The organism is Paenibacillus nitricinens (assembly GCF_052056485.1).
Taxonomy (GTDB): domain Bacteria; phylum Bacillota; class Bacilli; order Paenibacillales; family Paenibacillaceae; genus Paenibacillus_AQ; species Paenibacillus_AQ nitricinens.
Genome location: NZ_CP183948.1, coordinates 4,195,461 through 4,210,458 on the forward strand (window position 1 = coordinate 4,195,461; position 14,998 = coordinate 4,210,458).

General features: G+C 40.9%; 11 protein-coding genes. 1 reads left to right on the top strand and 10 read right to left on the bottom strand.

Translation table 11 applies throughout. The features are described 5' to 3' along the window. Nucleotides 1-36: 36 nt before the first annotated feature. Nucleotides 37-1,728 carry an ABC transporter substrate-binding protein gene (locus ACN6KS_RS18635; RefSeq protein WP_440960223.1) on the top strand — a complete coding sequence of 564 codons (1,692 nt, stop codon included), beginning with the start codon at nt 37-39 and terminating at the stop codon, nt 1,726-1,728. Nucleotides 1,729-1,821: 93 nt separating this feature from the next. Here ACN6KS_RS18635 and ACN6KS_RS18640 read toward each other — a convergent pair whose 3' ends face one another. The 10 genes from ACN6KS_RS18640 to ACN6KS_RS18685 all read right to left on the bottom strand — a co-directional run bounded on the left by ACN6KS_RS18640 (nt 1,822) and on the right by ACN6KS_RS18685 (nt 14,553). Further along, nucleotides 1,822-3,258 (bottom strand): FAD-dependent oxidoreductase, encoded by a 1,437-nt coding sequence (locus tag ACN6KS_RS18640; protein WP_440960224.1) that lies wholly within the window; start codon nt 3,256-3,258, stop codon nt 1,822-1,824. A 235-nt stretch (nt 3,259-3,493) separates the two neighbouring features. Beyond that, nucleotides 3,494-4,090: a DUF1349 domain-containing protein gene (locus tag ACN6KS_RS18645; protein ID WP_094876296.1), complete on the bottom strand. Its 597-nt coding sequence runs from the start codon at nt 4,088-4,090 to the stop codon at nt 3,494-3,496. Between the two features lie 173 nt (nt 4,091-4,263). Further along, nucleotides 4,264-7,386, bottom strand: a complete 3,123-nt coding sequence (locus ACN6KS_RS18650; RefSeq protein ID WP_440960225.1) for an ATP-binding protein — start codon at nt 7,384-7,386, stop codon at nt 4,264-4,266. Between the two features lie 168 nt (nt 7,387-7,554). Continuing rightward, nucleotides 7,555-8,274 carry an ankyrin repeat domain-containing protein gene (locus tag ACN6KS_RS18655; protein ID WP_440960226.1) on the bottom strand — a complete coding sequence of 240 codons (720 nt, stop codon included), beginning with the start codon at nt 8,272-8,274 and terminating at the stop codon, nt 7,555-7,557. Nucleotides 8,275-8,304: 30 nt separating this feature from the next. Beyond that, nucleotides 8,305-9,816 carry an S-layer homology domain-containing protein gene (locus tag ACN6KS_RS18660; protein ID WP_440960227.1) on the bottom strand — a complete coding sequence of 504 codons (1,512 nt, stop codon included), beginning with the start codon at nt 9,814-9,816 and terminating at the stop codon, nt 8,305-8,307. A 149-nt stretch (nt 9,817-9,965) separates the two neighbouring features. Further along, complete coding sequence (locus ACN6KS_RS18665) at nt 9,966-10,658, bottom strand: response regulator transcription factor (protein WP_042129085.1); 693 nt, start codon at nt 10,656-10,658, stop codon at nt 9,966-9,968. Next, a complete protein-coding gene (locus tag ACN6KS_RS18670; protein WP_440960228.1) occupies nt 10,636-12,135 on the bottom strand; it encodes an ATP-binding protein in 1,500 nt (499 codons plus the stop codon). The genes ACN6KS_RS18665 and ACN6KS_RS18670 overlap by 23 nt, the downstream gene beginning before the upstream one ends. Nucleotides 12,136-12,401: 266 nt before the next feature. Then, nucleotides 12,402-13,244 (bottom strand): sugar phosphate isomerase/epimerase family protein, encoded by an 843-nt coding sequence (locus tag ACN6KS_RS18675; RefSeq protein WP_440960229.1) that lies wholly within the window; start codon nt 13,242-13,244, stop codon nt 12,402-12,404. A gap of 221 nt (nt 13,245-13,465) precedes the next feature. Then, nucleotides 13,466-13,918, bottom strand: a complete 453-nt coding sequence (locus ACN6KS_RS18680; RefSeq protein WP_440960230.1) for a DUF5808 domain-containing protein — start codon at nt 13,916-13,918, stop codon at nt 13,466-13,468. Between the two features lie 89 nt (nt 13,919-14,007). Then, nucleotides 14,008-14,553 carry a hypothetical protein gene (locus ACN6KS_RS18685; RefSeq protein WP_440960231.1) on the bottom strand — a complete coding sequence of 182 codons (546 nt, stop codon included), beginning with the start codon at nt 14,551-14,553 and terminating at the stop codon, nt 14,008-14,010. Nucleotides 14,554-14,998 lie beyond the last annotated feature (445 nt).

The window sequence follows — 14,998 nt, forward strand, 5'->3', positions numbered from 1 at the left end:
CTTGTAAAGATCATACACAGTAGGGGGAATTGAAGAATGATCAAGTTCAAGAAAATGTGGTCGCTTCTCACGGTCACAGCACTTATCACTCTCACAGCATGTGGCAGTAGCGGCACATCTAATGAGAACACCAAAAATGGTAACGCTACCAATAATACCCAATCCGAAGCAGATGCTGCTTTCGCAAAAGGCAAATACGATCCACCGATCGAGTTCAGTGCCGTATTGATGCCTAAGAAGTATGTTCAAGGTGATACCAAAGAAAACAACGTTCACGATCGCTGGATGCTTGAAACATTGGGTATGAAGCATAAAGATACTTGGTATCCTGCAAATGACGATCAATACAGACAAAAGCTTCAACTTGCCATTGCTTCCGGCGAAAAGCTTCCTGATTTCGTTTTTGCACCAACTAACGCAGTATTGACCAATCAGCTTATTGATTCCGGTCAGTTCATCGCTATCGATGAGTTGTTTGATAAGTATGCAAACAAAATTCTGAAAGATCACGTTGCAGCACATCCAGAACTTTGGTACCCATTCACTAAAGACGGTAAGAAATATAATCTGCCGATCCTTGAATATACCGACAATGATGATACGCTCTTGTGGTTACGTGAAGATTGGATGGAAAAGCTGAAGCTGGAAGCGCCTAAGACCATCGCCGATCTTGAGAACATCATGGACAAATTTAAGAACGAAAACCCTGATGGCTTAGCGCCTAAAGATGTGTACCCGCTTGCAATTTCTTTGAAAAACAACACAAATACCTGGATGGGCCAACTAGACTGGTTATTCGGGGCATACGGTACAATTGAGGAACAATGGAACAAAGATAAAGATGGCAATCTTGAATATGGTTCCATTAACCCAGGTGCTAAGCAAGCACTCGCAAAGCTTAGCGAATGGATGGATAAAGGATATATTCACACGGACTCCGCCCTTTGGGATGAAGGTAAATCCGCTGAGAGCTTCACGAAAGGTGCAGCTGGTATTCTGCCAGGCGCCAACTGGGTTCCAGACTGGCCTGCTCCCGATCTTATGAAGAATGTACCTGGAGCGAAGATTAAAGGCTATCCGGTTCCAGCAGGACCCGATGGTTTGATTGGAACCAAATGGCAGAATTCCGGTGTAAATGCTAGTATCATGATTAACAAAGATGCTAAGCATCCAGAAGCAATTTTCTTGTACTATAACTACTTGCTTGATAATTTAGCTAACCCTGCTGCAGGCAGTCAATATGAATATGGCTTTGCTAAAGGTTATGACTGGGATATGATTGATGGACAACCAACAAGTGATAAAGACAAGATTAAAGACTTCTCCAATGAATTCCCATTCTTAACAGGTCCGGCCCGTATTCCTGATCTGTTTATGAAGACTTTGGTTAAACTTGCTGACGGCGAGACACCTGTAACACCTTATGAGAAACAAATGGCAGAGTTCCGTAAACCAGAAAACTGGGCGGCAGGAAAAGTAGTTATGTCACAACTAGACGTTCGTAAACAAAACTACTTTACTGGTGCTGCTACACCAACGATGGTTTCCAAATGGAACCTGCTTCGTCAGTCCGAAATGGAAACTTTCAACAAAATTATTTATGGCAAACTGCCAGTAGACTCCTTTGACCAATTCGTTGCCAATTGGAAATCCAATGGCGGTGACCAAATCACCAAAGAAGTTAACGAATGGTTCAAGTCTGTATCCGCACCAGTAACCACGAAATAAACTTTAACAACCATAGGAACAAGCCGGAGCGTGCATTCGCTCCGGCTTGTTTTTGTATAAACCGTATTAACTTTCAATCTCTAATCTACAGTTCTATTTCTTCAGTGTAATCTTATAATCCTTTTCCAAATATTTATGAATTCGCTCAAAATCAGCAGGAGTTAGATCCGCTAAACGCTTACTCTCCTTGCCAAGGATAATCCCGATGGTCTGTGCCGCCAGAGCGGTCGTTGGCATGATGCGGGCGCTGCCGTAAGCCTTAATATTAGCTCCTACATTTTTCCCCACTACTAGCACATTGTCATAAGATTTCAATTCAAAAGAGCGTAAAGGTAAACCATAACGGTCCGGTTTACCAAAGCCAATTCCGGTAGGAATCGTTTTAGTTCCTTGAAGATCGATGGAATAACCGCCAATGCTGACATTATCCCAGAACATCGTCCCATTCATTAGATCAGAATACTCAAGCACATAATTAGTCTCATGACGGTTGTAATCGCGAATATAAAGATACTCAGGAAATCCATTAAGCTCTGCTTTGGAGAATCCAGGTATATTACTGCGTAAAAAAGCTAATATACTAGGGGCTGCGGCTCTAGCCTTTGTAATCGCAGATTCAACAGACTTCGGATCAGAAGGATTCACGTTATAAATAAGAAGGCCGTTTATAATAACCTGTCCATTCTTCTGGTACGTTGCATTCAGTCCACGAAGCTTAAGATCACTGTTATCCGCTTTGAACTTATTGGTAATATTGCTGAACCCTGTGGCGAAATTCCAATCGACGTAGGTGTTAGGGCCATATTTATTACGAACATTCGTTAATGGATAATCTTCCAGAATGGCTTGATGCAGTCGGTTCCAGTCTATATTTTTGAAATTCAACATATAAGTGGCCGCCATATAATCCGCTTGTTTCCCCTTATAAATACTTTCCATACCTGGAATTCGTTTAACCTGCAAGTGACTGCTTAGCGCATTAAAATCTGTATTTTCAACCCAGTATTTAGACTGTATAGTAGTTTGAGTGCCATCCTTAGTATGATATGTAAGAGTCTTTAGTGCCTTATCTTTATTTGATGGAACAGTAGCAACGGCATCAATGACAATTCCACTTTTTAAAGGAATCCCTTTAATTACTTTGTTGAAATAGTTCTCAAAATCTTCCTTTTTACGTATAGATCCAGCCTTATAAGCTGTGAACAGATCTTTCATTTCCCCTTGCACGAGACTCCGCTTCTTATTGTCGTTCACATCATCCAGGAAAAACATCTGCCCTTGAATCAATTCACCGCCTGGCTTACTTCGAGGATCTAAGATCATCACTTTTAAGCCCAAGTTCTTGGCCTCTCTGGCCAGTAAAACACCTTGAATCTCACTGCCAATGACAACAACATCATAACCTGCTGCTGTAGTTGGAATGCTTGTCTGAGCTACCGCTACTTGTGGAGCAAAGCTTCCATAAACCATAATAAATGCCGTAATCAGAAGACCAAATACGAAATAACCTTTTTTTCTCTCTTTTAACATCTTATAATAATTCTCCCTATTTTTTATTGAAAGCATCCTATTATTTATCGGCTCCTCGATTTGTTTTATTAAATTGACTCTGTACTTTAATTAAATACGGATAGCTGTCTCCTTATTTATTCAATCATGGTTTTTATCATGCAAAAAGCCGCGATTACGCGGCCACATACAAATATGTTCACTGTACTATCGCAAATCGAGCAACTCATCCTTCGACGAAAATTGCCAAAATCATTTAGAAGCGGCTTTCAGCCTTCGATTCCGACAAACTCAAATAGTCGAATTTCACTGAACAGCCTTCACCTTGGGGAGATTGTGCGACAACACCAGCTACGCATTCAGCACCTTCATTCATTCCAAAATATCGGATCAGTGACCAGTTCGCTCCGTCCTCTGAATAGGAGAAAGTAACACAATGATTTTGCTTGGTGATACGCAAATATGGATTATCTACACCAACTTGTACGGAGTTACAATCATCTGACATTCCTTCTCTGGTTACCACAGACACGATTATGGGATACTGTCCGTCAAACTCAAAGCAAATCTTGGCCCAGTTATAATGGTCCATCATAAACATGAGGCATCCTGAATCATATTTATGCCGCATATTGACACTAATTCTGGTCGTCATTTCAAAGGAAGTACCCACAGGGGTAGATAAAAATGGCGCTGAGCTTGCGAAATGTTTACCTGCCGGGTCTTGGAAAAAGTCTGATTTGGGAGGTGCTATTAATGTCAGTTCATCTAAATCTGTGAATTTCCAGGTTTCGGGACGATTCATCCAGATCAGTTGTTCTCTTGTCTCGTTTACAAATAAGTTATTAGTCATTCTAATTCTCCTATCATGAATGATTTTTGATTACAAATTTTCCTTTCTCTGTAATAATGGCAGGTAGCTTTTATTTTTACAATCAATGATGCAACAATATTGAAATAATCACATAATTTCCTAAACAAACCACCAAAAAGGGATAACTCCAAGGAGTTACCCCTTGATCACAATCAATCTTTATCAGGAATGATAAATGACACCGTCGTTCCCAAACCAGGGACACTTTGAATTTGCAAGCCACGTCCATATAGTTGTGTCAATCTTCTATCCGTATTAAGGAGTCCAATACCTTGATTCTTATAGCCTTTTGGATCTAACAGCCTGCTGACTTGAGCTTCGTCCATTCCCAACCCTGTGTCTACAATGTTAAAATGGACAGCATCCGCACGTGTCTCAATGTGAATACGCAGTGTTCCACCTTTAGCCCGACTTAAAACGCCATGTCGAACAGCATTCTCAACCAGAGGTTGAATCGTAAGCGGAGGCATCAACATTTCAAGATTCGCATCTACTTCCCATTTCACATGGAGTCTCTCCTCAAAACGCTGCTGCTGGATATATATATAATTCTCCACCAGTTCAAGCTCCTGTGACAGCGTAACGAGCTTCCCTGCATTTAAGAAGTCAAAACTTATGCGTAGATAAGTTGTGAACGCATCTGATAGCTCTCTCATTTTGGCAGTATCAAAGTCACTTAAGGACATGATCGAATTCAGTGTATTGAAGAGAAAGTGTGGATGGATCTGCGCTTGTAAATAAGCACCCTCCATCCTCAACCGGTCATTGACCGCCCGCTTCATAGATGAAAGAGATAAGGCACGATACTTCAACTCCATTGCATCTACCGGCTTGGTAACATAGTCGTTTGCTCCAGCCAAGAAGCCTGCATAGACATCTTCCCGTTCACTGCGTGCAGTCAGTAGAATAATTGGCAATTCATACATTGTAAACCGCTCGCGGACTAATCTTGTCATTTCATAACCAGACATACCCGGCATCATCACATCAGCGATGATCAGATCGAATCGTTCATTGTTTAACTTATCCAGCGCTTCACGTGCAGAAGTCGTAGTAACTATCTGATAGGTTCCATCTGACAAAATATTTTGCAAAACTTTTAAATTGACCGAATCATCGTCAACCGCCAGAACACGAATGATATCAGCGTCTGTATCAAGCTTCGGGAGTGGCTCTACTTCCTTCGTGGAATAGGTGGCGGCCACCATAGTAGAAGCTTCAGCAGTGATCCATTCACTGAAAGGTGACAGTGAGTCCGCATCTTTTTCTATATGGACATCAGAAATGGAAGACTGTACACTCTCATTAACTACAGGTAATTTGAAGCTGAACTTACTTCCCTTGCCCGGCTGCGATTGCAATAATAATTCACTACCCTGCAGCTCAACCAACTCTTTACAAATACTGAGGCCCAGACCGATACCACCTTCACCGTAAGCTCCTTGTTCATAACGCATAAATACACGCTTTCTCAGTGCCTCATCCATACCAATTCCTGTATCCGTGACATGGATCCCTACCTGCCCATCCACTAGTTCTGCTGACAGTACAACACTTCCCTGTTCGGTGAACTTAAGCGCATTATGAACTAGATTAATCAGAATCTGTACCAATCGCTCCTCATCAGCATATACACACGGCAAATCCTCATTAATGTCCATGCGAAGCTCCACCTTAGTCCCACCGGTCAGGAAGCGTAACATATCCAGTACACCCTCAGCCAAGGACCTTACTTGCACCACCTTGATGTTCATCACAATCCGTTTATCCTGCAATCTCACTACATCTAGCAAATCGTTCAGCATGAGCGACATCCGCCGACTGACCATTATTAGCAGTTCCATGTCGCGTTGACTCTCTTCATCCAGTTCATGTTTCTTTCTTATAAGCACACTCTGAGCAATATTCATAATCCCATGCAAGGGAGTCCGTAGTTCATGAGATGTATTGGCCAGAAAACGATCCTTTAATTTGTTGGATTCAGCCAATTGAGCATTCAGTAGCACATTTTGATGGGATTGATGAAAATATCTCCTAAACCAATAGGTAGAAAAGGCGGCAAGTGCAGCAATTAAATCTACTGGATAAAACATAAATTGTGAGGTTCCTGCGTAATAGACAGATGCCCACATTATATTATTAATCACAGCTAGTACTGAACATAATAAAAATAGAGCTCCCTCAGCTTGAATAAATACCATTTTCATAAAATAATAAGCCGTCCAAAATACTGGAATGTAATACAGGATCATATAGACCCCTTTTTCGATCGAAAACAGCACGGTCTCTTCTGGACCAAAGATTATAAATAGAGTAAAACCGAGGAGTGAGAGGATATAACTATAAAAAGCCTTACCTTTCCGCAGGTTCCCAAAGAGCTCTCTTCCCATCAGGAACAGAAACAAACAAAAGCCTGTGTAAGAAAGAACCTTTAGCTTCAATGTCCAGGCAAAATCAACTTGTAGAAACCGGAACAATAGTCCATTATGTTCAACCCCAATAGATACAGCTGCTGCGACCATCATCGAAAAGAAAATAATCAACTCTGTTTTTCGCACATCCATCAAATAAATAATCAGTAAATAGAGCCCGTGGATCAAGAGCAATACCCCTACAACTAGCTGCAAGCCAATTGAATTCCAGTAGACTGTATCTATCTCATGTTGAATGCCAAACTCTACAGACCTAACAATGCCTCCTTTTAACGGAGACCCGTAATTTGACGCTCGAACAAATAGATCCATTTGGTTCTGATCTGTCGGTACATAACTGATCAAGAATGACTTTGTGACAGAAACATGGCCTTCTTTCTCTTCAGATAACTTACCGAATCGCGAGAGAATTGTTCCATTAATCTCCACTTCAGAAGCCGTATAGACCGATTGAAACCAAAAGCTAAGTGGCTCAGACAAGGGTTGATCCAGTAGAATACGCAAATGATAAGTTCCGTATCCATATGCTTTCTCTTGATCTGCTGGAATGAATTTAGAAGTCCAGTTCCCCGGCACCTGAAGCTTCTGCCCCTTCGTAGCATTGTTAATAGTGGTAGTATTCACCCATTGTTCAGGATAGAATTCCCATTCACCATCCAGCGGAAAGGAGCTTAGTGATTCAATATCCACCCCACGTAAATCTAACACACCTTGCTTCACAGCAGGTGGATTGGACAACGAAAAATGATTATGCCAGCCCCAGCGCACCACAATCAACAGACCGATAAACACAACTATGTATACTAAATGACTTAACTTAATCTTATTCTCCGAAGTTCTCATGCACGCCTCATTCTTCGATAAATTTAATAGTGCTATATTCCCATCTTCCACTATTGAACATTATAGTCTGATTATACTATATTACGAGATCAGTGGACGTAAGTAATCTTGTATTTAAAGGACAAAAAAAGGAAACTCCAAATAGTCGGAGTTTCCTTTTTTTAAAAATTATAACGACTCACTACGTTTATTCATTAGCAGCTCAACCATTTCTCGGTAACCCCTATTTTGTGCATGCTGTAAGGGGCTAATTCCATTAGAATCCGCAAGTTGAATGTCAGCACCATGCTGAATTAACAATTCAAGTATAGTCTGATGTGCCTTCCCGCCATCGCCCAGTATGATAGCTTCAAGTAATGCCGTCCAACCCAGATTATTGACATGATCAATATTGACATCAGAACTTGTAAGAAGCTCTTCCACAATGTCCACATGACCGCGGTCAGCAGCAGGAATGAGGGCAGTTCCCCCAAACCTGTTCAGAATGGATGTATCAGCACCTGCAGCAATAGACACCTTCACAAAATCAAGCATCCCTTCAGCCCCTGCATAGAGAAGTGGATTATCCGAGCGATTGTCGCGGATATTGATGTTGGCACCTTGTTCAAGCAATAATTTGAAAATATCCAGTTGATTCGTGTGTACAGCGATTAATGCGGAGGTTCTACCATCAATGTCTGTAGTATCAATATCTGCACCATCAGCTAATAGCTTAGAAATAAGATCCTTGTCGCCTTGACGAGCAGCAGTTAACAGTGCTTGGTTCAATTTATCCATTTCATTGATCATCTCCTGAGTCGATTGCTGCCCTTGGTTGTTTAACACCTTGAAATCATCGGTCTGACATCCAGTAATCAAGAGGATGAGTGTTAACACGAGAAAGCGCATGGCAACCAACACCTTTCCTGTGAATTATCCTTAATTCGAAGTTAATGTTGCTTGGGATGTTGCCCATGCACCCAACGGTGTTACAGTATACACTGTGCCTGCAGCCAATTTTCCATTATTCGTAATATCGAATACACCTACCGCACCTTTACGACTGGAGAATTTATACGTTGCAGCCAATGTGTCTCCGTTTGGAGCAGTTAGTTGTACACTACGACCCGAAAATAATTCATCCCCAGGATCTTGAGCCAAAGTTACATTAATGGATGTTTCGCTGACAGCTTCCGCACCGGAGATTTGCAGTGGCGCTATTTCTTTCGCTTCAAATGATGGATTTGCTATATTGGCCCAGTCGGACGTTACGGTATATTTCACACCCGGTTTCAAGACTTGTCCTTCAGGCAGCCGGAATTTCGGTTCAATCTTACCATCTGTTGATTGTGTGAATGGGACATACTTGGCAACGATAGATTCTCCACCTTCCGGAGTTATCGTTACTTGTCTGCCTTGCATAGAAGAAATGATTTGATACGTGATGCCGTTTGCTTTATTATTCTCATCCAAAACAAATGCGTTAGCACCACGACCACCACTGTATGCAGAGATGACATATCCATAATCAATAACGCCATTTGTTTTCAGTGCTTCAATCTCGAAGGTATCGTTGGTTACCTGAGTGGTTGTCGTCATATCCACCTTCGCTGAATTTCCTACAAATGATCCCGCATTCTTACCTTTGTACGTTAAATTATAATTTGTTCCAGCTTTTTGTACCGATGTAGGAACGATGTACGTTGCAATGGAGCCCGTTTTGAGACGAGGCATATTCGTCAAGGTTAGACCATCATTGAATACAAAATCTTCTTTCGCTTTAGCAAACACTTCATTCTCAGCAGTCAATGGCGCATCCAATGTCACGATTAATGTAATTTCATTGATCGATTTTATACTTGTAATTTGAGCTTTATCGGAAGGCACTGCTTTACGAGCTGTATTCAGTAAGGCTGCGACTTCTCCCCGTGTTGCGGGTTCAGGAGTGGAATTCAATTGATTTGCCCAGTAGTTAACCGATAAGACATCACGCTTCAACGCCTTTGATACTACTTGTACAAGCTCTGCATCCGTTACCGTTTCTTTTGGGTTGAATTTACCTTCTTCCGTCTCCATTATCCCTAAACCAACAAGTGCTGATGCATATTGGTAATACCATACGTTTGAATTCACATCGGTGAATGAAGCATCATTCTCGTCGGAGTCTTGTAATTTAAAGGTCAATGCTACCATTTTCGCTAATTCTGCACGAGTGATTGGATTGTGTACACCCATCGATTGATCTGCATACCCCTGCAACACACCCAGTCCTACAAGTGCTTCAACGGCTTCTTGAATTTCTTTATCTGATACCTTCGATGCTACTGCGGATATCCCTATGTTGCTTGATGCAGGTGCTGCTTGTACATTTAACACCGCAAAGGGTAAAGAGGTTGTACCTAGTGCTGCTGCGACCATTAATGCTGCTGCCTTTTTAGAAACTATTTTCACTGTATTTCCCCCTCAAGTATCATTAAGTTAATAGTTGCTCCTGTCTATAACTGAATGATAAAGGAAAGAAATAAACTCTCCAGAAACGATTTATTAATAAAGTATTAACTGGATATTAATAATATCGAAAATCGTCAAGGATAGCGCCATTACACCGTAAACCGGTATCCCGCACCCCACACCGTTTCAATATATTGTGGATTCGAGGGATCTGATTCCAGCTTTTCTCGAATTTTGCGAATATGAACCGTGACTGTTGCGATATCCCCGCTGGAATCCATCCCCCAAACCCGTTCGAATAGATCATCTTTGCTAAACACCCGATTCGGATGGCTCGCTAAAAAGACCAGTACATCGAACTCCCGCGCTGTAAACAAAACCTCTTGATTACGCACAAACACCCTGCGGGAATTTTTATCGATATGGACTCCTCGAATTTGAATCTCATGCTTCTCCATAGGTTCCAGCTTACTAAGCATGCGTTCATATCTTGTTAGGTGCGCCTTCGCTCTTGCTACTAATTCACTTGGACTAAAGGGCTTCGTTATATAATCATCCGCTCCGAGATTAAACGCCCGAAGCTTATCGATTTCTTCTTTTTTCGCAGATACAATAAAGATCGGTACTTCCTTCGCCTCCCTGATACGGCGGCATAATTCAAAACCATCGATGCCAGGTAACTGCAAATCTACGATAATAAGATTGTAATCCCCTTCCAGAGCCTGCCCAAGCCCTTCAGAACCTGTATGACATATATCAACGGCAAAACCGTTCAGCTCAAAATAATCTTTTTCCAATTGCGCTATCGTTGCCTCATCTTCAATAATCAGAATCCGTGTCATGCGACTGAAATCCTCCTTCGTCGGTCGTTCGCTTTAAAGTAAAGAACAGGCTTGATCCCACACCTGGTTCACTTTCCATCCATATCGCTCCACCATGTCCTTCAATAATCTGACGAGCGATCGCAAGACCAAGTCCACTGCCGCCTGTCGATAAGCTTCGAGAAGGCTCCGCACGATAAAACCGTTCAAAGATATGTGGAAGAGCTTCAGCATCAATGCCCATTCCATTATCCTTCACTTCAACCGTCACCCATTCACTATCAACTTGCAGAGAAAAAAGAATTAAAGGCTGAGGTTTGTCCATATACTTTAGCGCATTTCCAATTACGTTCAGTAATACCCGTTTTAATTTATCCAAATCTGCAAGAACCTCAATACGTTCGGAGGTGTGATTGTCTAGCTGAAATGAAACTCCTTTATTTTCGTTATTGTAGCGCATCTCTTCGATACAGTCCTCAAGGAATGCAATAATATCAACAGCTTCGAACGAAAATGGAACCTGATTCAAATCCAGTTTGGAATATAAGAACAATTCATCGACCAATTTATCCATTCCAATAGTCTTGTTATAAATAATGTCAACGTACATGTCCATCTTCTCAGGTGTATTGGCGACGCCATCTCTTATGCCCTCAATAAAGCCTTTAATATTTGTAATCGGAGTCCGCAAATCATGTGAAATATTTGAGATTAACTCTTTTCGATTCTCCTCATATTGCAGACGAAGGTTCACTGACTCTTGTAACCTCTGTCTCATCATTTCGAACGCTTTATTTAACTCCCCTATCTCATCTTTGGATTGCAGGTTAAGCTCAAATTGAAGGTCACCCTCTTGAATTCGTTCTGCGGAATCCCTTAACTTGTTCAGTGGCTTAATAACACTTCGTGTAATCCAGCGATATAATAGCAGATTCGCAACTACAAGAACGCCAATTAATATCAATGAAAAGATTGGTAGCAGCCTCCGTGTGAGTTCCGCAAATGGACTATGCTCTTTGATGACGAAAACACTGCCTTTCGCCCCATCCGAATATTTAAAGTCAAATTTGGCATAGCCATAAAATCTTTCTTTAATATTAAATGTGTTACGAATCTGATAGTTATTCAGATCGTAAGGTGGTAAAGCATCCTTTAACTCAGGTTGATTGAAGGTGCGTGATTCAAAAACGGGGTCATTCACTCGCCTTACAAATAGTCCTGCTTTCTCGGTCTTTAGCTTAAAATCATACTCCAGTAACAAATCCTTGTTCTGCAATTCATCGGGGTCATGCTTGGCTAAATACTTTAATTCTAAAAAAATCGATTCTTCTTGCTCTGACAACGGATTTAATTGATAGTGCACTTTATAAAAATCACGAAGACTGTGAACATCTCCTGTAGAAGCAATTGTAAATAAAGCTGCCGTCATTACGATCATAAGTAAACTAACGACTAGCATTCCCGTATAAGATAACAGTAGTTTTATCCGAATTGACACGACTTCTCCCCTCTCACTAACAATGGAGCCGCTAAATAATCATCTCCGTATTTTAGTGAAATACTATCACATGGGGAGAGCGTTTGCTAACAGAAAAAAACTTCTACCAACACTTCGGCAGAAGTTTTTATAGAATTTAATTTACGCGAGATCATCAAATGCTATATAGATTGATCTGATGATTTTCCTATTTCGAGTTGGCCGTGACTCCAGAGAATGTTTGGAATTTTAGCACTTATCCTTTTTTTGAATATTTCAAGTTTAATCTATATTGATACGTTTTCCAGCGAAGAGAATACTTTATCGAAGCCTGCTTTAGAACGAGAAAATAATTCAGATGAACTTTGCGCGGAAGCTGGCGCCAGAACTTCTTGGGCGATCACACCGGTATACCCGATCTTTTTCAGGCTTACCAAGAATCTTGTGAGATCAATAGAACCTTCTCCTGGATACAATCGATCGAAATCTAACAATTCCTCTATCGGTAGAGGTTTAGCATCATTAATATGGACATATGCAATTTGATGCGGTTGTAATTTCAGCAGGTCCTCACTCGTTAATCCATTCGTATGCCAATGGTAAGAATCCAATAACAATCCGATGTTCCTTACTTGAATCGTCTCCATCCAGCTCAACGTATCTTGCATCGTCCAAATCAGTGGATTTGCCCATTGTGTACGTAAGTGATGAGGGCCTACGAACTCTAATGCTAATGTAATTCCATAAGCGCCTAATGTTTCCGCGCATAGTCTTAAACGTCTTGTGGCTGCAATCATAAAAGCTGCGACCGGAAGATCTGTCGAAGGTAAAATATATGTACAACATGTCGTACAATTTAATGCTTCAGCGGCCTCAGCTATTTGGGTAAGCGATTTCAACCCTTCTCTAAAGCTTTCCTCTGTCGTGCGCCAATCTACCACTAAACCAAATGATCCTAACATGATGCCATGACTTTTCAGCAATTGAACAGCCCCATCCTTACCATACTGCTGCACTAACTCCAATGGATTTGCGTCTATCGACTGAAAGCCGAATTGGCTCGCAAGTCTGATATATTCTTCATTAGAGCTGAGTTCACCTAAGCCTGCTGTTGTTAATCCTCTTATCATCGTTGTTCTCCTCCTTTATGACTAATTATCAAAATAGACAATAATTCTAGAAATATTATATTATGTCCAATAATTAATAGCGGTCTACTCGCTAAAGTATGATGAACATTAAGGTGATAAATATATAGGATATACCACATAAGCTTGTCGCGGAATATCCCGGTTGTTAATTTGATCAAACTTGCTGATTTAAATCAATTGCTCAATAAGAGTTTGCCTTGTTACCGCACCACAACTAACAGTACAATAATTCCGAGCCAAAACAGCCAGCTTACTGGGTGACCGAAATTTAATCCCCAGCCGACTCCGAGCCTTTTCTTGACGATTAGGTTTGGATCTTTGCTATTGAAATAAATCATACCTAATAACCATTTATCATCATCATGGACAGGTCTGACATTGGAGCTATCGGCAGATCTCTCCAAGCGGCTTTCGCTCTGACCAGCCCAGAACGTTAAGGCGAAGGCGTATAGGATGATAAGGGCTATTATGATTAGGATAATAGGGATAGCGAAATTCATGTTAAGCAGAGATATCATGTTTAGTTGCACGACGGAAAACAGGATAACTATTAAGAAGCTTGCTGTAATCATAAAATATGACCAAGTACGGCGGTAAGTTACGTCTTGTCTGATGGAACGATTAGGATCAGTGGGTTGAACCTGCTGCTTCACTCTGCGAATACTCCAATTCTCAAATATAAACAAAAGTGTTACCAACACTTGCATTATCGTAGGCATAAACACAGAACTATAAGATTTAGCTACATGCCGTCTACGTTCCAACTGCTGTCGTAATGGATCGGAATCTGATCAGGAATCAGATCGTAGTTACGTAGCACAGTTATAATAGTAACACCAATAATTAAAACATGAATGAAGAACCAATTACTAGACAAGCCTATGTTTTTTTTCCGAAATTCAGTGTCCACTGCCATGATCGATGGTTCCAGAGCAATAGGCAGCATAGGTAGTAAACTTTTCATTTTGAAATAATAGCTAATGTTTATGACTAGGGAGATTACGACCATGGCGAGTGAATAAGTGACAATGATCCAACTTTGTTGCATGGAATGTTCGTCACCGTATATTAGACAGATGATACAAACAATGAATAGGATAGTATGCAAGGTAGTACTAATCCAAGCATATGACTTCCGCATCTGGCGCAGAGGCTCACTATGGAATTGTACAGGGCTGACGGTGACCCCAAAATTAATCGTCTCTCTTGATAAATAAGGCATGCTTACCATGAGTACAATGGCAGGTACAAATACAAAGATCATTACTATAACAGGCATTATCGTCATATCATTCGCCTCCTCTTATCCATAAGCGTGGATTTGAGAACTCTATAACCCATCCGATTAACTTAGGAATAGTAATCGAACATAAATTTAATTATAATCGATTTTAGTGAGTATAGGGGTGAAATTAACAATTTATCCAGTTTTTTGATACGCAGAGCTACTCCTCTGACAATTGAATTATGGCAAATACATCTGTCTGAAATTCTGTGTAGGTCAAGGATAGGCTTTCGAATGAAGGGAGGGATAAACAGCAGTAGCTAAATTGGGCGAAATGCTCGCCTCGTATCTGAAATGGCGCGGATTATTGCGTCAGAGTATGAATAAGTCCGTCCATGCATTTTTATTGCATCAAATGGAAGATTATTAAGATCTAACTATACTTTAAAACAAAAAAATCCCACCAATATTTATATTAGCAGGAGTTTTATAAATTGATTCACGCGAA